We start from the raw sequence: 22789 nt of genomic DNA, 5'->3' as shown, positions 1-22789 counted from the left end.
ATTTGACGACGGCCGGGCACATGGCCCTTGCGTGGTGGTCTAGAGTTCGACACTAAGCGGCCAGCGCATTCCCGATCCTATAAAGGCCGCACCTACCGTCGACGTGCAGGTGAGCCATGGAATTACGAATCAACCAGACGACCTATCAGGTCGATGCGGATGCCGATACCCCGTTGCTGTGGGTAATCCGCGATGACCTCGGCCTGACCGGCACCAAGTACGGCTGCGGCCTGGCCCAGTGCGGCGCCTGTTCGGTGCTGGTGGACGGCAACGTGGTGCGCAGTTGCGTGACCCCGGTGGCCGGGGTGGTCGGGCGTGACATCACTACCATCGAGGCGATTGAAGCCGATGCCGTGGGCAAGCGCGTGGTCGCGGCCTGGGTCGAGCATCAGGTGGCGCAGTGCGGGTATTGCCAGTCCGGGCAGGTGATGGCGGCCACCGCGCTGCTCAAGCACACCCCCAAGCCGAGCACTGCGCAGATCGACGCGGCGATGGTCAACCTGTGCCGGTGCGGCACCTACAACGCGATTCATGCGGCGGTCGACGACCTGGCCAAGCAGGAGTACGCCTGATGAATACCCGCGACGAACTATTCGATGGCCCGGTGAACCTGTCGCGCCGGCGCTTTCTGGCGAGTACGGCGGTGGGTGCGCTGGTGATCGGTTTCGGCTTGCCCCTGGGTTCGGCCCGCGTGCAGGCCGCCACGGCGGAACGCGGCACCCAGGTGCCGGCGTTCCTGGAGATTCGCCCGGACGGTAGCGTGCGATTGCTCAGCCCCTTCATGGAAGGCGGGCAAGGCACGCACACGGCGATGGCGCAGATTGTCGGCGAGGAACTGGACGCTGACCCCGCGACCTTCATCGTCGAGGCCGCACCGCCGGGCGAGGCCTACGTGGTGATGGAAAACGGCATGCGTATCACCGGCGGCAGCATGTCGGTGCGTATGAGCTACCCCACCATGCGCCGCCTGGGCGCGCTGGCCCGGGCCATGTTGTTGCAGGCCGGCGCCGAGCAGTTGGGCGTGCCCCTGACCGAACTGAGCACCCAACCCGGTCGCGTGGTACACGCGGCGTCCGGGCGCTCCCTGGGCTACGGCGAGTTGGCCGGACGCGCCCTGGACATGCCGGTGCCCGACCCGGCAGGCATCAAGCTACGCGACCCGAGCCAGTTCCGTTGGATCGGCAAGCCGGTACGTCGCGTCGATGCCTACGACAAATCCACCGGCAAGGCGCAATACAGCATCGACCTCAAGGTCGACGGCATGCTCCACGCCGCGGTGCAACACGCACCGCGCCTGGGCATGACGGTGGGCAGCCTGCGCAATCAGGCGCAGGTCGAAGGGATGAAGGGCGTGCACTCGGTGCATCAACTGCCCGGCGCCGTCGCCGTGGTGGCCGAACGTTGGTGGCATGCCAAGCGTGCGGTGGAGGCGCTCCAGGTTGACTGGCAAGAGGCTGGTGCAGACGCGACCGTTCGGGTGATGCCCGCGGACTTTTCCAGCGATGGCTGGCGCGATGTGCTTGCGGCCCAGCAAGGCCCGGGGCGTGACGATGAAAACGAAGGCGATGTCGCCGCCGCCCTGAAAGGCGCCAAAACCAGCCTCGAAGCCACCTACCATAACCAATACGTCAACCACGCCCAGCTGGAACCGCCCTCTGCCCTCGCCCGCTTCAACCCCGACGGCACCCTGGACATCTGGCTGCCCAACCAGGCACCGGACATGTTCCGCGCCGACATCGCCAAGCGCGCGGGTCTCGACCCGGCGCAGGTCAACCTGCACTCGCCGTTGCTGGGCGGTTTTTTTGGCCGGCATTTCTTGTATGACTCGGCCAGCCCGTATCCCCAGGCCATCGCGCTGGCCAAGGCGGTCGGCCGCCCGATCAAGCTGATCTGGAGCCGCGAGGAAGAGTTCCTGCGCGACGTGCTGCGCCCGGTGGCGGTGGTCAAGTTCCGTGCCGCGCTGGATGACAAAGGCTTTCCCGTGGCCATCGAGGCGGTCAGCGCCACCGAAGGCCCAACGGAAGCGATCGCCGGTAAACAGGGGGCCAAACTCGACCCCACGGCCCTGGAAGGACTGTCGGGAAAATCCTATGCGATCCCCAATAAACGCATCGCGCAGATCTACGTCAAAGGCCCGACGATGCTGGGTTACTGGCGTTCGGTGGGCAATTCGCTGAATGACTTTTTCTACGAAGCGTTCCTCGACGAGTTGGCGGACAAGGGCGGCCACGATCCTTACGAGTTGCGCCTACACCTGCTGCGTGACAACCCACGGCTGACCACCCTGCTGCAAGCGGTGGGCGAGTTGTCCGGCGGTTGGAAACGCGGGCCGTTCACCGCCGAGGACGGCAGCCGCCGTGCGCGGGGCGTGGCCATGGCCTCGCCGTTCGGCTCCCATGCGGCGGTGATCGCCGAGGTGTCGATTGAACACGGCCAGGTCAAGGTGCATGACATCTGGGAAGCGATTGACCCGGGCAGCATCGTCAACCCGGCGATTGTCGAAGCCCAGGTGAATGGCGCGGTGGCGTTGGGCTTGTCCCAGACGCTGCTGGAGGAAGCAGTGTTCGTCGACGGCAAGCCGCGGGCGCGCAATTACGACCTGTACCCGATCCTGCCGCCGTCGCGGATGGCGCGGGTGCATGTGCGGATTGTCGAGAGCGGCGAAAAGATGGGCGGCATCGGCGAACCGCCGCTGCCCGCCGTCGCGCCGGCCGTGGCCAATGCGGTGGCGCAGTTGACCGGCCAGCGCATCCGCAGCCTGCCCCTGAGTCGCCACACCTTCAGCTAACGCCAGGAACCGTCCATGAACAACCGACGATTGGCTAGAACCGCAGGCTGGCTGGCGCTGCCCTGCCTGGTCGCCGCCGCCGTGCTGGCCTGGTATGTCACCCGCCAGCCCGCTTCGCCCTTTGAGCAAACACAAAGTGTGGATGCCGCATTGGTCAGTCGCGGCGAATACGTCGCACGCCTCAGTGACTGCGTGGCCTGCCACAGCCTGCCAGGCAAGGCGCCGTTCGCCGGCGGTCTGGAGATGGCCACGCCGCTGGGCGCGATCCACGCCACCAACATCACGCCGGACCGCGACAACGGCATCGGCAACTACTCCTTGGCCGACTTCGACCGCGCGGTGCGCCATGGCGTGACGCCGGACGGGCGCCGGCTCTACCCGGCGATGCCCTACCCGTCCTATGTGAAGCTCAGCGACGACGACATCCGGGCGCTGTACGCGTTTTTCATGGCAGGTGTGCAACCGGCCAACCTGCCGAACATCCCCAGCGACATTCCCTGGCCGCTGAACCTGCGCTGGCCCATCGCGTTGTGGAACGGCGTGTTCGCCCCCAGCACGCCCTACGCGGCCAAACCGGCGCAGGACGAACTGTGGAACCGTGGCGCGTATATCGTGCAAGGCCCCGGCCACTGCGGCAGTTGCCACACCCCCCGTGGGCTGGCGTTCAACGAGAAGGCCATGGACGAGTCCGGCGCGCCCTTCCTCGCCGGCGCCCTGCTCGACGGCTGGTACGCCCCCAGCCTGCGCCAGGACCCCAACAGCGGGTTGGGACGCTGGAGCGAGGCGCAGATCGTGCAATTCCTCAAGACCGGGCGCAACGCCCATGCGGTGGTCTACGGCTCGATGACCGAGGCGTTCAACAACTCCACCCAGTTCATGCAAGACGCCGACCTGGCCGCCATCGCCCGTTACCTCAAGTCGCTGCCCGGCGACCCGCAGCGTGACGGCACACCGTGGCAATACCAGGCGGCGGCCGCCAGCAACGCGCCCGGCGCCCACACCTATGCGACCCGCTGCGCGTCCTGCCACGGCCTGGACGGCAAGGGCCAGCCCGAATGGATGCCGCCCCTGGCCGGCGCCACCTCGGCACTCGCCAGGGAAAGCGCCTCGGCGATCAACATCACCCTCAACGGCTCGCAACGCGTCGTCGCCGCCGGCGTGCCGGACGCCTACCGCATGCCGGCCTTGCGCGAGCAACTGTCGGATCAGGAAATCGCCGAAGTGCTCAGCTACATGCGCAGCACCTGGGGCAATCACGGCGGCCCGGTGGATGCGCAGGCGGTGGGCAAGCTGCGCGGGCATACCGATCCGGCGAGCAGCAGCCCGATTATTTTGCATATGCGCTGAGGTCGGGCTTCAGCGATGCTGATGCTGCGGTTTACCGCAACTATAGCGGTGATCCCTTCGCAGCCTCGCTGGGGCTCGACAGCTCCCACAGGGGATTGGCAGTGTCTGCCGCGTGACTGTGCGCTGGGCACCTGCGGGTGTGCCAGACCAACTGGCCGGTCGGCCAACCCGCGTACAGCCGCCACTCCCCGTTTAGTCGCGAAGGGGTCGGCTCCTTATCTACCAGTTGGAGATACACGATAAACAAGGTCGTCCCCGATCCTCCCTTCTACCCCACCAAAGACCGCGCCGCCTTTAACCGGGTTAGATTGTGGCGAGCCACTGGCAAGCCCCGAGCGGGCGAAGATCCTGGCAGTGTGGCATTTGCTGGAAATTGCCAAGACTACGGTGGATCGCTCTATCGAGTGCCTGAAGCCCACAAAAGCTGCGGCGTGAATGCGCGAAGAGCAAGCCGAACCGCCCTTGACTGGCTGGCATCAGGACAAACATCAAAGCACTAAAGCACGACCCATCTGCCAAGCTGCAAACCCAATCAGGCATACCCCGCTAACTCGGTTCAGCCAGCCAAAATGGGCTCTCCCCGCGAGCGTCCTCTTGATCATCGCCCCTGCAACCACATAAAGCATTTGCCCTAAAAGCGACCCTGTTAGAACTCCCAGCAAATTCAAGTACAGACCAGACCCATCAAGCTGGGCGCCGCTGGCGACGACATAGGAGGAAATTGCCGCGATGGTGAGTGGACTCGTCAACGTCAATAAAAAAACCGCGACAAACCCTGCGGCTCGCCTGGTTACCGCCGCACGCGCAGTTTTTTTGAAAGTGAGCACACCTAGATAAAAGAGGTAGACAATCGCAGCCCACGCCAACCACTGACTATTGGCGAGCCAAAATGCTTCAATCGACTTCAAACCAATAAAAGCGACAGCTGCAAACAACGCGTCGGCAACTGCCGCACCGAGAGCTCCGGGTAACGCACTACGAAAGCCGTGGGTGATGGATTGTCCCAGAATAGTCAAGGCTACCGGACCGAAACTTATCGAAAGCAGTATCGAGAACAGCATGGCGCCCAAGAAGTCCTGCATCTAACTCACAACCTCTCTAAACATCGGATAGCAAAAAAAACCAATACTGGATCATCTTCATCAACCAATCCGTATTCACTGGCGTACTTTTTCCTTATTGTTTTTAAGCATGGGAGTTTGAGTCATTTACCAAAAAAACAAATCACCAACAACAAACTCTTCACTCAACTACTATCCTACATACAACACTGTAGGCTTTTACTGTAAGTACTTCCCATCCTGACACGCCACTTCTACTTATAGATAAACATCACCTATTAAGTATCTTCGTCAGTGCTAATAAGCCACACGAACAAAAAAGTTCTACGGGCATACCAATGCGAGGCATCGACAGGCTTCAGGTTTTTTTCCAGCTTGCTTCGTCGTTGCGATAACGGCGTGTCAGCCAGTAATTGCATTGGCTGACCTGCCGCTTTCGCAGGCAAGCCAGCTCCCACATTTTGATATCCATGCATCAGGGGACTTCGCTGGGTTACTGGCGTTTTGTCATGCTTTGTAAAGGGCCAGCAAGCCGTGTCGCTTTAAATTGCAGGACGTTTCCTAGACAATCTCTGCCGCCTTGTGCCTGCTGGAATCGGTGGCTAGTCTGCGGTCCGTCACTGCTTATCAGTGACCGGGTTTAGTCGCCTGACCTCCAGTTGTGCGCAAGCTGTCACCGTGTTCATGGTGGCTGTGCGCAGGGCACCTTCGGGTGCGCCGGATCCAACTGGCCGGTCGACTAACCTGCGTACAGCCGCCACCCTCGTTTAGTCGCGAGGGATCGGCTCCTCACCTACCAGTTGGAGATACACGATGAATAAGGTTGTGCCAGATTCCCCCTTCGACCCCGCCAAAGACCGCGCCGCCTTCAACCGCGTCATCGATCACTACCTGCCCACCAGAGGTTTCCACTCGGTCAACGAAGACCTGAGCTTCGAAGACGCCCTACTCTACACCGCCAGCCTGCTCGACAGCGCGTCGGCCACCGCACTTGATTGTGGTGAGCAACTGACAAGCCCCGAGCGGGCAAAGATCCTGGCAGTGTGGCATTTGCTGGAAATTGCCAAGACTACGGTGGATCGCTCTATTAACTGCCTGAAATATAACTAAAAAATCTGGGACTTAGCTTGATTGCGATAGCGCCGTGCCAGTCGCCAAAAATGCCAGCTGACCCACCCTTTCGCAGGCAAGCCAGCTCCCACATTTGAATTTGCGCCTGGCTCAAAAAACAGCCTCACCAGGTATCCCCTTGTGGGAGCGGGCTTGCCCGCGAAGGCGGTATACCAGCCGCCAAAAATGCCAGCCGAACCACCGCTTTCGCAGGCCAGCCAGCTCCCACATTTGAATTTGCGCCTGGCTCAAAAAACAGGCTCACCAGGTATCCCCTGTGGGAGCGGGCTTGCCCGCGAAGGCGGTATGCCAGTCGCCAAAAATGCCGGCTGACCCACCCTTTCGCAGGCAAGCCAGCTCCCACATTTGAATTTGCGCCTGGCTCAAAAAACAGGCTCACCAGGTATCCCCTGTGGGAGCGGGCTTGCCCGCGAAGGCGGTATGCCAGTCGCCAAAAATGCCAGCTGACCCACCCTTTCGCAGGCAAGCCAGCTCCCACATTTGAATTTGCGCCTGGCTCAAAAAACAGGCTCACCAGGTATCCCCTGTGGGAGCGGGCTTGCCCGCGAAGGCGGTATGCCAGCCGCCAAAAATGCCAGCCGAACCACCGCTTTCGCAGGCAAGCCAGCTCCCACATTTGAATTTGCGCCTGGCTCAAAAAACAGGCCCACCAGGTATCCCCTGTGGGAGCGGGCTTGCCCGCAAAGGCGGTATGCCAGTCGCCCAAAATGCCAGCTGACCCACCCTTTCGCAGGCAAGCCAGCTCCCACATTTAAATTTGCGCCTGGCTCAAAAAACAGGCTCACCAGGTATCCCCTGTGGGAGCGGGCTTGCCCGCGAAGGCGGTATACCAGCCGCCAAAAATGCCAGCCGAACCACCGCTTTCGCAGGCAAGCCAGCTCCCACATTTAAATTTGCGCCTGGCTCAAAAAACAGGCTCACCAGGTATCCCCTGTGGGAGCGGGCTTGCCCGCGAAGGCGGTATACCAGCCGCCAAAAATGCCAGCTGAACCACCGCTTTCGCAGGCAAGCCAGCTCCCACATTTGAATTTGCGCTTGGCTCAAAAAACAGGCTCACCAGGTATCCCCTGTGGGAGCGGGCTTGCCCGCGAAGGCGGTATGCCAGTCGCCAAAAATGCCAGCCGAACCACCGCTTTCGCAGGCAAGCCAGCTCCCACATTTGAATTTGCGCCTGGCTCAAAAAACAGGCTCACCAGGTATCCCCTGTGGGAGCGGGCTTGCCCGCGAAGGCGGTATGCCTATCGCCAAAAATGCCAGCCGAACCATCGCTTCCTCAGGCAAGCCAGCCCCAACAGGGGATCTCCACCGTCTGATAGTCCTCATCACAATTGTTAACCGTTTCTTTGACGTTTTTTTCTCATCTGCCGCTCTACATTCGCCGCGCCCAAACATGCAAATGATTCCTATTGGTCTAGGCTCAATCGACCACTAGCGGACTTCCCGTGCAGTTATAAAAACCGGAGCGCTCACCGCATGACCAGCCGTCTTCCTTCCTTTATCAAAAAAGCCCTGCTCGCCACTGCATTGGTCAGCGCGGGGCATGTGTATGCCGCTGATTCGGTGGGCATCGTGGTGTACAACGCCCAGCACGAAAGCCTGACCAAGGCTTGGGTCGAAGGGTTTACCCAGGAGACCGGTATCCCGGTGACTATCCGCAACGGCGATGACACCGAGATGGGCAACCAGATCGTGCAGGAAGGCGCCGCCTCTCCGGCCGATGTGTTTCTCACCGAGAACTCGCCAGCCATGGTGCTGGTGGACAACGCCGGGCTGTTCGCGCCGGTGGCACCGACCACCCTGGAACAGGTAGACGCCGCTTACCGTCCGGCCCACGGCAAGTGGATTGGCATTGCCGCGCGTTCGACGGTGTTTGTGTACAACCCAAGCAAGCTCAACGCCGGCGACTTGCCAAAGTCCCTGCTGGACCTCGCGTCGCCAAGCTGGAAAGGCCGCTGGGCCGCGTCCCCGGCCGGGGCCGACTTCCAGGCCATCGTCGCCGCTGTGCTGGAACTCAAGGGCGAAGCCGCGACCCTCGATTGGCTCAAGGCGATGAAAGCCAACGCGGCCATCTACCGTGGCAACAGCGCGGTGCTCAAGGCCGTCAACGCAGGCCAGGTCGACAGCGGCGTGATTTATCACTACTACAGCTTCGTCGACCAATCCAAGACCGGCGAAAACAGCAAGAACACCCAGTTGCACTACTTCAAGCACCAAGACCCGGGCGCATTCGTGAGCATTTCCGGCGCCGGTGTATTGGCCTCCAGCAAACACCAGGAACAGGCCCAGGCCTTCGTGAAGTGGATCACTGGCAAAGATGGCCAGGCGATCTTGAAAGACGGCAACTCGTTCGAATACGCCGTTGGCCAGAACGCGCAATCCAACCCCAAGCTGGTGCCGCTGGCGCAACTGGACGCGCCGAAGGTCGACGCCTCCAAGCTCAACAGCAAAAAAGCGGTTGAACTGATGACCCAAGCCGGACTGCTCTGATTGTTGCCTGAAACGTCCCTCCCCGGCATTGCCCACGCGATGCCACACAAACGCACCCGCGGCCTGTTCAGAGGCCGTGGGGGTACGTGGGTCACCGGCCTGTCGGTGCTGGTTTCGCTGCTGGCGCTGTTGCCGATTGCGTTTGTGATCGGGGTGTCCTGGCAGATCGGCTGGGCGCAGATCGAGGCGTTGGTGTGGCGGCCACGGGTCGGCGAGTTGCTGGTCAACACCGTGCTGCTGGTGATGTTCACCCTGCCCCTGTGCATTGCGCTCGGCGTGGCCCTGGCCTGGTTGACCGAACGCACCAACCTGCCCGGCCGCCGCGTCTGGTCGCTGCTGGCGGTTGCGCCGCTGGCGGTGCCGGCGTTTGTGCACAGTTACGCGTGGGTCAGCCTGGTGCCGTCGATCCACGGCTTGCCAGCCGGTGTGCTGGTGTCGGTGATTGCCTATTTTCCATTTCTGTACCTGCCGGTGGCGGCGACCCTGCGCCGGTTGGACCCGGCCATCGAAGACGTGGCCGAATCCCTGGGCCTCAAGCCCTGGGCGGTGTTCTGGCGCGTGGTCTTGCCACAGCTGCGCCTGGCGATCTGCGGCGGTGCGCTGCTGGTGGGCCTGCACCTGCTGGCCGAATACGGCCTGTACGCGATGATTCGCTTTGATACCTTCACCACGGCGATTTTCGATCAATTCAAATCCACCTTTAATGGCCCGGCCGCCAATATGCTCGCGGCGGTGCTGGCCCTGTGTTGCCTGGCGATGCTCACCGCCGAATCCGCCGCGCGCGGCCATGCACGGTATGCGCGGGTCGGCTCCGGCAGCGCCCGCGAACAACGCACCGTGCAACTGAGCACGAGCACCACCCTGCTCGCCCTGACCCTGCAAGGCATGACCTGCGCGTTGGCCCTTGGCGTGCCGCTGATCACCCTGGGCCAGTGGCTGGTCGCCGGTGGCGCGCAGGTCTGGCAGCTCGACGAGCTGCTGCCGGCACTCCTGCAAACCGTGCAACTGGGCGTTGCTGGTGCACTGTTGACCACCTGCGCGGCGGTGCCGATCGCCTGGCTGTCGATTCGCGCACCGGGGCGCTTGCAACGCCTCCTGGAAGGCTGCAACTACATCACCAGTTCGCTGCCCGGCATCGTCGTTGCGCTGGCGCTGGTCACGGTGACCATCCACTTCGCCCGGCCGATCTACCAGACCACCATTACGGTGCTGCTCGCCTACTTGTTGATGTTCCTGCCACGGGCCCTGGTGAGCCTGCGTGCCGGTATCGCCCAGGCGCCGGTGGAGCTGGAAAACATGGCGCGCAGCCTCGGCCGTTCGCCGGGCCGCGCGTTGTGGCTGATCACCATGCGCCTGGCCGCACCGTCCGCTGCGGCGGGTGCGGCGCTGGTGTTCCTGGCGATCACCAACGAGCTGACCGCCACCCTGCTGCTGGCGCCCAACGGCACCCGCACCCTGGCCACCGGTTTCTGGGCGATGACCAGTGAGATCGACTACGCAGCAGCAGCCCCTTACGCGCTGATCATGATCCTGTTGTCACTGCCGTTGACCGGCCTTCTCTACCACCAATCCAAACGCACGGCAGGCCGATGAACGCCCTCGAACTGAACGCACTCTGCAAATCCTTTGGCACCCAGCGTGCCCTGGCGGATGTCAGCCTGTCGGTGCCCACCGGCAGCCGCACCGTGATTGTCGGGCCGTCCGGCTCGGGCAAGACCACCTTGTTGCGCATGATCGCCGGCTTTGAATTTCCCGACTCCGGCAGCCTCACCCTCGACGGCCAACCGCTGGTCGACGGCACCCACGCCGTGCCGGCCCATCAGCGCCAGATCGGCTATGTACCGCAAGACGGCGCGCTGTTCCCGCACATGACCGTAGCCGACAACATCGGCTTCGGCCTGGCCACCCAGGGCCAAGCGCGCCACACACGCATCGCCGAATTGATGGACAGCGTGGCCCTCGACGCCAACATGGCGCGGCGCTGGCCCCACGAACTGTCCGGCGGCCAACAACAGCGCGTGGCGCTGGCCCGCGCCCTGGCGCAACAACCCCGGCTGATGTTGCTGGATGAACCGTTCTCGGCCCTGGACACCGGGCTGCGCTCGGCGATGCGCAAGATGGTCGCGCGGCTGCTGAGCGACGCGGGTATCACCACGATCCTGGTGACCCACGATCAAAGCGAGGCGCTATCGTTCGCCGATCAACTGGCAGTGATGCGCCAGGGCCGCCTGGTGCAATCGGGCCATCCGATGGACCTGTACCAATACCCCGTCGACGAGCAGACCGCGTTGTTTCTCGGCGAAGCCGTCGTCATGCCCGCAAGGATCGAAGCCGGCTGGGCCCACTGCGGCCTGGGCCGCGTGCCAGTCGACAGCAAGCTCGACCACGAAACCTCGCGGATCATGCTACGCCCGGAACAACTGCAACTGAGCGCCAGTCACGATAGCGGCTGCCGTGGCGTGGTGACTGAACGCGAATTCGGCGGCAATACCTGCACGCTGACCGTGACGCTGCCCGCCAATGAGTTCGCGCCCGGCCAGTCAATCCTGGTGCGCAGCTCCGGCCTGCAGGCGCCGCCCAACGGCAGCGTGGTGCACCTCACCACCTTGGGCTTGGCCCATGTCCTGAAAAAAACCGCGGCCCTCAGTCCCAGCTAAGTTTCGTGCCGTACCTTCTCCCCTGCGCCAACCACCGCGCAGTCAAGGAGAGGTAAGCCCGATGAATGCCACAGCAGCCCGTTGGCTGAACAAAGTACCCGAGGTGACGCTGTCCTTCTGGGTGATCAAGATCTTGTCCACCACCGTGGGCGAAACCGGCGCGGATTACCTCGCCGTCGATGCCGGTTTCGGCGCCGGCTGGACCAGCATCGGTATGGCCGCGCTGCTGGCCGTGGCGTTGTTCTGGCAGATGCGCACCAAGGCCTACACGCCGTGGATCTACTGGTTGACCGTGGTGCTGGTGAGCATCGTCGGCACGCAGATCACCGACATCCTCACCGACAAGCTCGACGTCAGCCTGTACGCCAGTACGGCGATTTTCTCGGTGTTGCTCGGCCTCAACTTTATGGTCTGGTATCGCACCGAACACAGCCTGTCGATCCGCGACATCGTGACCCCGCGCCGCGAGTGGTTCTACTGGACCACTGTGCTCTGCACCTTCGCACTCGGCACCGCCGCCGGTGACCTGGCCACCGAAGCGCTGGGCCTGGGCTTCACCCTTGGCGCCTTCATTTTCGCCGGCTTGATCGCGGCGGCACTGGTGGCCTGGCGGCTGGGCGTCAACTCAGTGCTGACGTTCTGGGTCGCCTACATCCTCACCCGCCCGTTCGGCGCCTCCCTCGGCGACCTGCTGACCCAAGCCAAGACCTACGGCGGCCTGGGCATGGGCGCCAGTTGGACCAGCGCGCTGTTCCTCTGCGTCATCGTGCTGTTGGTGGCCGTTGCGCAACTCAGCGTCGGCAACCGCAAAGCCATTACCCCATGAATACTCACACCAAGGAAAGCCTCATGCGCCCTGTTCAAGACCTGATTCGCCGCGTCGCTATCGCCTGCGCCATTCTGATGCTGGGCATCGCTACCGGCTGCTCCAAACCGGCCGATAAACCCAACGAAGCCGCAGGTTCGGCGACCAGCCAACGCCAGGCCTCGAAACTGGGCGATCTATCGGAGTTCCGCAACATTGCGGTGGACGTCTCGGCCCTCGTCGCCAAGAACGACCTGGCGGGCGCCAAAGCTCGCATCAAGGACCTGGAAACCACCTGGGACTCCGCCGAAGCCGGCATCAAGCCGCGCGCCGCCAACGACTGGCATGTGCTCGACAAAGCCATCGACCGCGCCCTCTCGGCGTTGCGCGACGGCAACCCGAACCAGGCGGACTGCAAGGCCTCGATGGATGACCTGCTCAAGGCCTTCGACGTGATGAAAGGCTGATACCGGACAAATGCCCGCACGGGTGCTTCAATACACACGCGGCGATCACTTCGCCGCGTGTGGTTTTACTGAGGATGTGCGCGACATGCGGATACTGCTGGTCGAAGACGACCCGATGATTGGCGATGCGATCCAGCGTGCGCTCAGCGATGCAAGCTATGCCGCCGACTGGGTCAAGAACGGCATGACCGCCCTGGCCGCACTCGACACCCATCCCTACGACATGGTGCTGCTCGACCTCGGCCTGCCGGGCAAGGACGGCCTTGAGGTGCTGGGCTGCATCCGCGCGCGCAACAACTCCGTGCCCCTGCTGATCATCACCGCCCGTGACAGCCTCGACGACCGCCTGCGCGGCCTGGATGGCGGCGCCGATGACTATTTGCTCAAACCATTCGACATCCCCGAACTGCTCGCGCGCATGCGCGCGGTGCTGCGCCGTAAGGGCGGCAGCGCGTTGTCGTTGCTGGGCAATGGTGTGGTCTCGCTGGACCTGGTGTCCAAGCAAGCCAGCACCGACGAGCTCACCGGCGTGGCGTTATCGAGCCGTGAGTTTGCGTTGCTGCAAGCGCTGCTGATCCGCCCGGGGGCGATCCTGTCCCGCAGTGAACTGGAAGACCGCCTATATGGCTGGGGCAACGAAGTCGAGAGCAACGCCATCGAGTTCCTGATCCACGCCTTGCGGCGCAAGTTGGGCAGTCATGTGATCAAGAACGTCAGGGGCATGGGATGGATGGTTTCAAAAAGCGTTTGAGTGAGTCGGTGCAACTGCGCCTGTCGGTGACGCTGTCGCTGGCGATTTTGCTGGTGGCGGTGCTGGCCAGCGTGTTTGCGTTTGTCTCGGCGTTTGACGAAGCCCACGAACAGCAGGACGACACCTTGCGCCAGGTGGCCATGCTGTTCGACCGCCAGCAGATGACCCTGCAATACCCCCAAGCCACGCGCATCGAGGGCGATGACGAAGAGTCGCGGGTGATCATCCAACACCTGGGCGACGGCCAGCATGCGACGGGCACCACCGATGAGGCGTTGCCCCTGCCCTTTCCCACGACCCTCGCTGATGGGCTGGCTACCGTGGATGTCGCGGGTGAAGCCTTTCGCGTACTGGTGCACACCACCGCACGCGGCGAGCGGATTGCGGTGGCTCAGGAATCCGACGCCCGCGACAAGGACGCCCGCGAGAGCGCCTGGCGTAGCCTGCTGCCGTTCCTGATCCTGTTTCCGGTGCTGCTGCTGGTGGTCGGCGACCTGGTGCGCAAGCTGTTCCGTCCGATTGGCGTGCTCGCCGCCGAGATCGACCAGCGCGCCGAACAGGAACTGCATCCCATCGAGGAGCAGCACCTGCCCACCGAAGTGCGGCCGTTTGTGGTCGCGATCAATCGCCTGCTGGCGCGGGTCGCGCAGTCCATGGACAGCCAGCGACGCTTTGTCGCCGACGCCGCCCACGAACTGCGCTCGCCGATGACCGCCTTGTCGCTGCAAGCCGACCGCCTGGCGGCCACCGACCTCTCGCCAACCAGCCGCGAGCGTTTTGTGCCGTTGTCACGAGGTATAGAGCGCGGTCGCAAACTGATCGACCAGCTACTGAGCCTGGCAGCGGCCCAATCCACCTCGGCGCGGGTGCAAACCACGTTGTCGGTGCATGAACTGTATCGCCAGGTCCTCGAAGACCTGCTGCCCCTGGCCGAGCGCAAGCAGATCGACATCGGCGTTGAAAGCCCTGAAGACGTGCAAGTGGTATTCAATGCAATGGACCTGCTGACCCTGGTGAAAAACCTGGTGGACAACGCCATTCGCTACACCCCACCGGGCGGGCGTATCGACCTTTCGGTAGAAAAGCTGCCGGACGCTGTGCTGCTACAAGTCAAGGACACCGGGCCGGGCATTGCCGCGCAGGAACATATGCGGGTGTTCGACCCGTTCTATCGCAGCCTGGGCACCGACGAAGCAGGTTCCGGGCTCGGCTTGTCGATCGTCAAGGCCATCGCCGACCGCACCGGCGCGCGGGTGGCGTTGTCGTTTAGCGATGCGGTGCAACAACGGGGGTTGTGTGTGAGTGTCTGGTTGCCCTGACCCCACAGTGGTTCGCTTGCAGCAACCGTTGCCAGCCATGCGCGTACGTATCATCATCCACGCCGCAAACGGTTACCCCCCGTATTCCCCCCTCATTGTTGAACCGCTTAGCCATTGAAGCTGTTGTCTTGCGTTATTGCAGAGCAGCACCACAAGGACACACACATGCTCGGACGCAAACAGCCAGATGCCAAGCTGGCTGGCCCCACAAGCCCCACGCCCATCAGCGCGGGGGCCGCATTCCACCTGACGGTGAGTTTCATGCTCGCGGTGATCCTTGCGTTCCTGGCCGTGGAAGGCTGGCGCACCTGGCGGGACTACCATGCAGCGTTCGCATCGGCACGCGACTCCGTCACCAACCTCGCGCGGGCCACTGCGCAGCATGCCGAGGATGCCATCCGCCAGGTGGATGTGTTGACCGCTGCGCTCAGTGAACGGGTGGAAGGCGACGGGTTGCACAATATCGATGTGCCGCGCATCCACAACTTGCTGGTGCAGCAGGCCAAGCTGATGCCGCAATTGCATGGCTTGTTTATCTACGGCCCGGAGGGTGACTGGATCGCGACGGACAAGGAGGTCCTGCCCGAGCCTGCGAACAATGCCGACCGTGATTACTTCCAATATCACCGTACCCACACCGATCCCAATGTGCGCATCGGCGCGGTGGTAAACAGCAAGTCCACGGGGGATTTGATCATCCCGGTTTCGCGTCGGTTGAATAACCCTGACGGCTCATTCGCGGGGGTATTGCTGGGGACGATCAAGGTCAGTTATTTCGTCGATTACTACGGCGATTTCAAAATCGACGACAAGGGCGCGCTGGTGCTGGCCTTGCGTGACGGGACCATCCTGGTGCGACGCCCGTTCATCGCCGCCGTGGTGGGCAAGAGCCTGACCGCGAGCGAGATTTTCAAGCGTTACCTGCCGATGTCCAACGAGGGTGTCGCCGAGGCCAGGGCGGTGGTCGACGACACTGAGCGCTTGTATGGCTACAGGGCCCTTGCCGCGTATCCGTTGGTGGTTGAAGCGGGGCTTTCCCGCGAGTCCATCATCGCGCCGTGGCGTTGGGATCTGTTCAAGACCGGCTTTGTGCTGTTCTTCCTGATTGGCGCGTTCACCGTGTTCGGGCGGGTGGTGTTGAACCAACTGCGCCGGCGCATGGTGATGGAGGGCGAGCTGCGCCTGGCCCATCAGTCCATGCGCGACATGGCCTTGACCGACAGCCTGACCGGGCTGGGCAACCGTCGACGCCTGGACAGCGCGCTGCTGGACGAGATTCGCCAGGCCATCCGGCAGCGCTCGACGCTCTCGTTGATCATGCTCGATGTCGATTACTTCAAGCGCTACAACGATACCTATGGCCACGCGGCTGGCGACGATTGCCTGAGTGCGGTGGCTACCGCAATCTTGCAAGCGGTCAAGCGACCCGGGGACCTGGCGGTCAGGTATGGCGGGGAAGAATTTGCCGTGCTGCTGCCGAACACCGATAACCCAGGCGCCGCGACCGTTGCCCGCGACATCCTCGAGGCCATTCGCGCAATGGGCATCGAGCACAGCACCCATCCACTCGGCCATGTCACGGCCAGCGCCGGGATCGCCAGCGTTCAGCCCACCGGGCAACACGTCACGCCGGCCAGCCTGATCACCGCGGCGGACAAGATGCTTTACGCGGCCAAGCAGAACGGCCGCGACCGCTGCTGCAGTGCTTCGGATGAGGAAGGGCAGCCGGTTTAGTGCAAAGCACTCGCGACGCACCGTGCCTGTTATCCTACGCATCAGGATTCCAAGCCAGAGTGCTTTCAAGGACGTAAATGACTGCGCAAAACACCGTGCGCTATTGGCACGCCGTCGAGTTGCTGCAACCCCAGGCCGCACCCAAGCTGAAAAAGCGCGACAGCGACTACCAGCCGTATTTCCAGGATGTGCCCTCCAGCGCCCAGATCCTGCCGTGGATGCCAGCCAACGCGCTGAACCGGCAACGGCTGCCGCCCAAACGCACCTGGAGCCACACCCTCTACGCCCACCTTTACGACAACCTGGATGTGGCTCGCCAACTGGAGCGGCTATTCGGTGCTGACCAGGGCTACAAGGAGCCACAACGGCGCACTTCGGCGCTGTTCGCATTGAAGTTCAACGACCGAGGCATGATGCTGGCCGACAGCCTGGTGCTATCGAGCGAGGCCTGGTTCGTCGGCTGCGCTATCCACCGCAAGGATTGGACCCGCGGTTTCGACGAAGCCCAGCAATCCCTTCGCGAACAGGCCAGCCGTTTGCTCGGCGGCGTGGTCCTGGCCGCGGACCTGGAGCGCCTGACCACCTGCGTACGCCAAGCCTTGGGCCTCGATGCATTTTTCGGGGATAAACCACGTACCCACCGCTTTCGCTCGGCGCCAATCAACCCGGAAAAACCCGAACAGGAAGACGATCCGCTCAACAGTTTCCTGCTCAGCGACCTGGCCGACGTCGCCGACGCCCTGGCGCGCGGCGAAAACAGCCAGCCACTCGCCCGCTATCTGAGCCAGCATGACGCCAGCCAACGACTGCATCTGGATCAGCCTGGCGCGGACCTGGCGCTGATCGACCGCTTGGCCCCATCACGTTATGCCGCCGGCTGCTGGCCGGCCGAGCGCCATCTGGGCCTGGTGCACTCCCAGCAACTGGCGGTCAACAGCCTGCTGCAAAACCTGAGCAGCGGCAGCGGCGTGATGGGCGTCAATGGTCCGCCAGGCACCGGAAAGACCACCTTGTTGCGTGACTTGATCGCCGCCGTGGTGACCCAGCGCGCCGATGTCTTGGCCTCGCTGGGCAAGGCATCGGACGCCTTCATCAAAAATGGCCGGGAATCCGCCAATGATGGCGGTCGGGAGCGCTTCGCTTACGTGCTGGACCCGCGCTTGTTCGGCTTCGAAATGGTGGTGGCCTCGTCCAACAATGGCGCTGTCGAGAACGTCACCCTCGAACTGCCTCAGCGCGACAAAGTCGACCCTTCCTGGCTGCCCGACGCCGAGTACTTCAGCGAACTGGGCGAGCTGATCAGCGGCAAGCCGGCCTGGGGCTTGATCTCGGCAGCGCTGGGCAGCAAATCCAAACGTTCCCAGTTCGTCGACCGTTTTTTCTATGGCAACGGCGGGTCCACACCCGACACCCCCAGCCCAGAGGACGTACCACCGCCCAAGGGCATGCGCGAGTGGTTGAGTGAACAGGCACAGCAGATGAAGCTGCTCACACCCGCCGACAAGGCCAGCCACTGGCGTGCGGCCGTCAAACAGTACCAGGACGCCAAAGACGCAGAGCGCTCATTGCGCGCTCAAGCAGACGACATTCTGGAGCGAATCCAAGGCGTTATCAGTGCCAAGGCGCGCGTCAAACAGCAGGAACATGAGCGCCAGGCACGACTGGCTCAACGGCGTAGCCTCGATGGCGAACACGCCGCGCTGGAATCACAGCAGCTCCCCCCCACCCGCGAACACCTGCAACGTGCCCTCCTGGCGCTCGAAGCGCACCTGGCAAAAAAACCCGGGCTGCTCGCCAACCTGCTCAGCCTGTGGGGGGCACACCGTACCTGGACCGCCCACCAACGCGTGCTCGTTGGCACCCATATGCTGGCGAAGGATGCCTTCGACAGCGTGCAACGCCAGCTGGAACGACTGCGCCTGCAACTTGGCCAGCTCAATCAGCAGTTGGCGGCCGACGAACAGGCTATTGGCGAAGCCATACGCCACGCCTCCTTGCAGATAGACAAGGCCCGCAGCGTTGCACAGGCGGGTCAAGCCGAGCATCTGCTGACCTGGCTGGAGCAAGGCCAACTGGGCAGGGGCACACACATCGAGCTGCGCGAACCCTGGATTCTCGAAGGATGGCGTCAAGCACGGGCAAACGTCTTCATCGAAGCGCTGAAGCTACACCGCACATTCTTGCAGATTGAAGCCTCACGCCTGGGCTATAACCTGAGCTTCATCACCAGCCTGCTGACCGGCGGCCGTTACCGTGGTGTATCCCAGGCCGTGATACGCTCGGCTTGGGCTTCGCTGTTCATGGTGGTGCCGGTCCTCAGCAGTACCTTCGCGTCGTTCGCGCGCTCGTTCGGCAGCCTGGGTTGCAGTGAGATTGGCTGGCTGCTGGTGGATGAAGCCGGCCAGGCAACCCCGCAGGCCGCGGTCGGCGCCCTGTGGCGCGCACGGCGGGCGGTACTGGTCGGCGATCCGCTGCAATTGGAACCTATCATCACCGTCTCCGACGCGGTGCTCGAACATATGCGCACCCGCTATCACATCGACGCGCATTGGCTGCCTAACCGACAGTCCGCACAGACCCTGGCCGACCACGCCACACCCTGGGGCCGAATGGCCGGCCCTCAGGGCCAGAAATGCTGGGTCGGCCTGCCACTGGTGGTACACCGTCGTTGCGATCGTCCGATGTTCGACCTGGCGAACCGTATTGCCTACGACGGCGCCATGGTCTACGGCACCATTGCCCCGTCTGCGGCCAAGGAAACCCCCGCTCGCCTGCTCACCGGCTGGGTGCATGCCAGCGGCCCGTCTTCAGGCAACTGGGTCGATAACGAAGGCCACGCCCTGGATCGCCTGCTCAGCGTGCTCGAGGCCGACGGCGTGCCGTCCGGCAGCATTGCAGTCATCACCCCTTTCCAGGATGTCCGTAATCAACTCAAGGACCGCGATCTCGGCAAGCGCGTGCACGGCACCATTCACACCATGCAAGGCAAGGAAGCTGCGGTGGTCATCCTGGTACTGGGCGGTAACAGTGAAAACGGCGGCGCACGCAATTGGGCCGTCTCACAACCCAACCTGCTCAACGTTGCCGTGACCCGAGCCAAGCGCCGCCTGTATGTGATTGGCGACCGCAGCGACTGGCAACAGCGCAATCTGTTCTGTGAAGTCATGGAGTTGTTACCTGCCCTTCACCCGGTGACTGCCGACACGGGCGCATGAAAGGCGAAAAGCGTTTTACAAACGTCACAATGCCTCTTCGTTTCGCAGTTGTTGGCTCATGTCATCACAGGCTTTCGACCAATCCGTAAGCCATTGCGGCATGCCTGGCGAATCCTCTGACAACCCCAATTCGCGGCAGAAGACAGAAGGTGAAATGGTGCCTTCTGCCGCGCGAAACAGACCGCGCATCACGACAACGGCAACCACGCGTTTGCGACTGATAAATCGATGCTCGAGGTAGCTCCACTTCGCGTCCCAGCCAAGCATCCTCGTATGGATTTCGAAAGACTCGAAAAGCTTCAGTTCACGGCGAAACTTACCCCAGGTGTCTCCAACGATAGGCAACGCCTTGGCACGCAACGCGACCCGAAATGCACCGGTGCGCAGCACATAGTCCATTCGGGCCACATCGGCCAACGTGAAGTATCGACCGTTGGTAACGTGGCGATTGAAGTCCAGATCCAGAGGCCAGACCCGCAGGCGGGTTACGGTGGTTGCCAACCCGTCGACAGGTCTACGCCAAGGTCTACGAAAAAGCAGGAATAAAAGCCGAAACCAGAGATTCATATGCGCCCGGATGTCTGAATGAGCAAAAAACTCTAGAGCAATGCGAGGCACTCGGATATGTCCGAAACTGACTGTTTTCATCCAAGGCGCACAATTGGGTTTGCACGGGTCAGAAGTACATCTACCGTGCCGGCCGGTTAGACAGTGGTCAAACAACACTGCTGGAAACGTTCATTGCCGCACCAGGCTAGCGTATGACCTCGTCCTGTTCTTCCGAGGTTTTCAACTTTCTCAGGCACCTCAACAAAAGCCCCAACTATTCAAAAATCAAAAATCTTACGCACACGACAAAACACTTATATTTTATTTTCAACCCAACAAGGCGCCTTAATACTTCCGGGAAAAAGTGCTGGTTTACCCAAGTAAAATCCCTGCGCCCAATCAGCACTTGCCGCCAGAAGTCTTTGGCGATCAGCTGAGCGTTCGACACCCTCTACAATCACGCAAGGCGCCAATGTCTTGCATAGTTTTACAAGGTGTTCAAACGTGTCACTGGCACGCGTACTTTCCCGTGCACGGTGCAAGTACCCCATGTCAATTTTTATAATGTCCGGTTCAGCATCACGCACAAACGACAGCGTACTGAAACCTGCGCCAAAATCGTCGATTGCTATTCGACCGCCCAAGCGACGCATACGCAGGACGAAATCAACCGATGTGTCGCAAGAAGAGATCGACGAACTTTCGGTGATTTCGATAATCAAGCGCCGTGCAATATCAGGCTCGCCTCGCAGGGCATCAAGAATGGGCTCCCATAGAGCGTCCAGCGTCGCACTCTGCGCAGAAATATTGCACCCCAAGCTGATTTCTGGATTGACCCGCAGCGTTTTTATGAGACTCATCACGACATAACAATCAAGCAAACGAATGGAGCGTTGCGCCTCAAGTATAGGAAAAGGGTTGATATTCATCCGACCACTGACATGCCGCAGCAAACCTTCATGGTACAAAATACCGGCCGCGCCCACAGCCATAACAGGCTGAAAGGCAAGCCTGAAATGTTTACGCGAAAGTTGCTTATAGAACCAGCGTACGAATTCAGCCTCTTTATTTTGCGACAGACTACAAAAGTCCAATTCCGAGCTCATGAAACCCCACTAACTTGAGCGCTCTGCCCGATCCAAATATTGGCAACAACCTCCCCTGCATCAATTATTACAGCCGCTTGGCTGTAAGGTGCATCCATCACCCAGCAGAATACTCACATCAAAGTTTCAATTTGGACAGTGTTCCCAGATACCATTATCATGTCCGCACACACCGACATAAATAGAGTATTTACTCTGACGTGTTCATTATCGGCTCACGTGAGTGGCGGACGTCAAAGATGCGCAGCATTTCAACAGCTATTTTTGCACCTTTCGTACAAGCACTCGCTCAGAACGGCATTCAGGAAGACCTCATATTCCGCCGCCTCAATGATCTGGTTGAACTCGATGTTTCAACAGCGCATCGCATTGAGTTGGCAGCTGTTTATAACATTCTTGATCTCGCTGTCGAACTCACCGGAAACCCGGAAATTGGACTTGACGCGTATAGTTATAGCCATCTCGGCAGCCTGGGTGCTGCCGGGTACGCAATCATGTCCAGCCCCACTCTGGGAATAGCTATAGAAAGAGTGGCCAGCTATCACCCTCTTGCCACCGACGGTTCCAGGATCACCGTAGAACGACACACGGGCGTGATACGCGTGAGCGGTTTCGAGGAGGGAATGCCTCATCTTCCGGCCCCTCGATCATTCCTGGATGCCGGTGCAGCACTGTTTATAGGCTTGATGCACTGGTTGGTGCCCCACGTAAAACCACTGCCCTTGGCAGCGCACTTTCCGTATCCAAAGCCTGCAGACACTCAACGACTCGAGCAGATGTTCGGCTCCGATCTGAGCTTCAACGCCCCTCACATAATGCTCATCTTCAGCAGTGAAATTTTCGATCTGCCCTTGATCACCGCAGACCCCGCACTGGAACTCATCCATTGCCATTACGCCGATGCACAGTTGAGGGCGATCAATGGCTCACCCGAGTTGCAGATACGTCGATACTTATCAGACGCCATGCCCCGTGGAGAGCCATGTACCTTGGAAATGGCGGCCGCTCATCTCGGTAAAAGTGCAAGAAGCCTTCAGAACGCGCTGGAAAAGGAAGGCACAAACTTCACTTATCTCCAGGACGAGTGTCGCCGCCTATTAGCCCGTACGTTACTGCTCGACTCTTCGCACAGCCTCAAATACATAGCCCTCACCGTCGGCTTTCGCGAGCTCAGCAGCTTTCATAAAGCCTGCCTACGCTGGTTCGGCGCGTCGCCGGCGCAGTTGCGCGAGGCAAAACACAGTCAGCCTTGAAGAATACAGCGCTAGAGCACAGTGCGTGCCATCCAAGTGATGGGCACCAGTCAGAACGGTATTTCCCGGTCAATATTTCCCATCACATTCGCCTGCCCCCGCCGAAACCTTTCAACGGT

General features: G+C 61.5%; 17 protein-coding genes and 1 pseudogene. 15 read left to right on the top strand and 3 right to left on the bottom strand.

The annotated features are described in order from the left end of the window. The first annotated feature begins 116 nt into the window (after positions 1-116). The 4 genes and pseudogenes from AC3ISR_RS10540 to AC3ISR_RS10525 all read left to right on the top strand — a co-directional run bounded on the left by AC3ISR_RS10540 (position 117) and on the right by AC3ISR_RS10525 (position 4570). Positions 117-572: a (2Fe-2S)-binding protein gene (locus tag AC3ISR_RS10540; RefSeq protein ID WP_463985048.1), complete on the top strand. Its 456-nt coding sequence runs from the start codon at positions 117-119 to the stop codon at positions 570-572. Beyond that, positions 572-2788 carry a xanthine dehydrogenase family protein molybdopterin-binding subunit gene (locus AC3ISR_RS10535; RefSeq protein WP_463985047.1) on the top strand — a complete coding sequence of 739 codons (2217 nt, stop codon included), beginning with the start codon at positions 572-574 and terminating at the stop codon, positions 2786-2788. Before AC3ISR_RS10540 ends, AC3ISR_RS10535 begins: the two co-directional genes overlap by 1 nt. Positions 2789-2803: 15 nt before the next feature. Beyond that, the gene (locus AC3ISR_RS10530) at positions 2804-4135 is read left to right on the top strand and encodes a c-type cytochrome (protein ID WP_463985046.1); all 1332 of its coding nucleotides are present in this window, start codon (positions 2804-2806) and stop codon (positions 4133-4135) included. 239 nt (positions 4136-4374) lie between these two features. Then, positions 4375-4570: pseudogene (locus tag AC3ISR_RS10525) on the top strand (hypothetical protein). A gap of 53 nt (positions 4571-4623) precedes the next feature. On the opposite strand, the gene AC3ISR_RS10520 reads toward AC3ISR_RS10525, so the two are convergent. Then, entirely contained in the window at positions 4624-5217 is a 594-nt protein-coding gene (locus tag AC3ISR_RS10520; RefSeq protein ID WP_463985045.1) for a LysE family translocator, read from the bottom strand. Positions 5218-6009: 792 nt separating this feature from the next. On the opposite strand from AC3ISR_RS10520, the gene AC3ISR_RS10515 reads away from it, so the two are divergent. From AC3ISR_RS10515 to AC3ISR_RS10470, 10 genes are all read left to right on the top strand, one after another. Further along, positions 6010-6306 (top strand): DUF6124 family protein, encoded by a 297-nt coding sequence (locus AC3ISR_RS10515; protein ID WP_463985044.1) that lies wholly within the window; start codon positions 6010-6012, stop codon positions 6304-6306. Positions 6307-7800: 1494 nt separating this feature from the next. Beyond that, the gene (locus AC3ISR_RS10510; RefSeq protein WP_192300398.1) at positions 7801-8814 is read left to right on the top strand and encodes an iron ABC transporter substrate-binding protein; all 1014 of its coding nucleotides are present in this window, start codon (positions 7801-7803) and stop codon (positions 8812-8814) included. A gap of 39 nt (positions 8815-8853) precedes the next feature. Then, entirely contained in the window at positions 8854-10407 is a 1554-nt protein-coding gene (locus tag AC3ISR_RS10505) for an ABC transporter permease (RefSeq protein WP_463985072.1), read from the top strand. After that, entirely contained in the window at positions 10404-11471 is a 1068-nt protein-coding gene (locus AC3ISR_RS10500; protein WP_463985071.1) for an ABC transporter ATP-binding protein, read from the top strand. Before AC3ISR_RS10505 ends, AC3ISR_RS10500 begins: the two co-directional genes overlap by 4 nt. Positions 11472-11532: 61 nt before the next feature. Continuing rightward, positions 11533-12297, top strand: a complete 765-nt coding sequence (locus AC3ISR_RS10495; RefSeq protein WP_192300396.1) for a COG4705 family protein — start codon at positions 11533-11535, stop codon at positions 12295-12297. Between the two features lie 23 nt (positions 12298-12320). After that, positions 12321-12743 (top strand): hypothetical protein, encoded by a 423-nt coding sequence (locus tag AC3ISR_RS10490; RefSeq protein ID WP_489324734.1) that lies wholly within the window; start codon positions 12321-12323, stop codon positions 12741-12743. Between the two features lie 85 nt (positions 12744-12828). After that, positions 12829-13494 (top strand): response regulator, encoded by a 666-nt coding sequence (locus AC3ISR_RS10485; protein ID WP_192300394.1) that lies wholly within the window; start codon positions 12829-12831, stop codon positions 13492-13494. After that, positions 13470-14813, top strand: coding sequence for an ATP-binding protein (locus tag AC3ISR_RS10480; RefSeq protein ID WP_489324733.1), 1344 nt, complete (start codon positions 13470-13472; stop codon positions 14811-14813). Before AC3ISR_RS10485 ends, AC3ISR_RS10480 begins: the two co-directional genes overlap by 25 nt. Positions 14814-14978: 165 nt before the next feature. Then, entirely contained in the window at positions 14979-16547 is a 1569-nt protein-coding gene (locus tag AC3ISR_RS10475) for a sensor domain-containing diguanylate cyclase (RefSeq protein ID WP_463985067.1), read from the top strand. Positions 16548-16624: 77 nt separating this feature from the next. Further along, complete coding sequence (locus AC3ISR_RS10470) at positions 16625-19762, top strand: DEAD/DEAH box helicase (protein ID WP_463985066.1); 3138 nt, start codon at positions 16625-16627, stop codon at positions 19760-19762. Positions 19763-19786: 24 nt separating this feature from the next. Here the strand turns inward: AC3ISR_RS10470 and AC3ISR_RS10465 are convergent, their stop codons facing one another. Next, positions 19787-20329, bottom strand: coding sequence for a thioesterase family protein (locus AC3ISR_RS10465; RefSeq protein ID WP_192300427.1), 543 nt, complete (start codon positions 20327-20329; stop codon positions 19787-19789). Between the two features lie 296 nt (positions 20330-20625). Further along, a complete protein-coding gene (locus tag AC3ISR_RS10460; RefSeq protein ID WP_463985065.1) occupies positions 20626-21417 on the bottom strand; it encodes an EAL domain-containing protein in 792 nt (263 codons plus the stop codon). 239 nt (positions 21418-21656) lie between these two features. On the opposite strand from AC3ISR_RS10460, the gene AC3ISR_RS10455 reads away from it, so the two are divergent. Further along, a complete protein-coding gene (locus AC3ISR_RS10455; protein WP_463985064.1) occupies positions 21657-22670 on the top strand; it encodes an AraC family transcriptional regulator in 1014 nt (337 codons plus the stop codon). The last annotated feature ends 119 nt before the right edge of the window (positions 22671-22789 follow it).

It is taken from the genome of Pseudomonas sp. GL_117, from assembly GCF_057835125.1.
The sequence above is the reverse complement of the archived record's forward strand: the minus strand, read 5'-3'. Positions and strand labels throughout refer to the sequence as shown.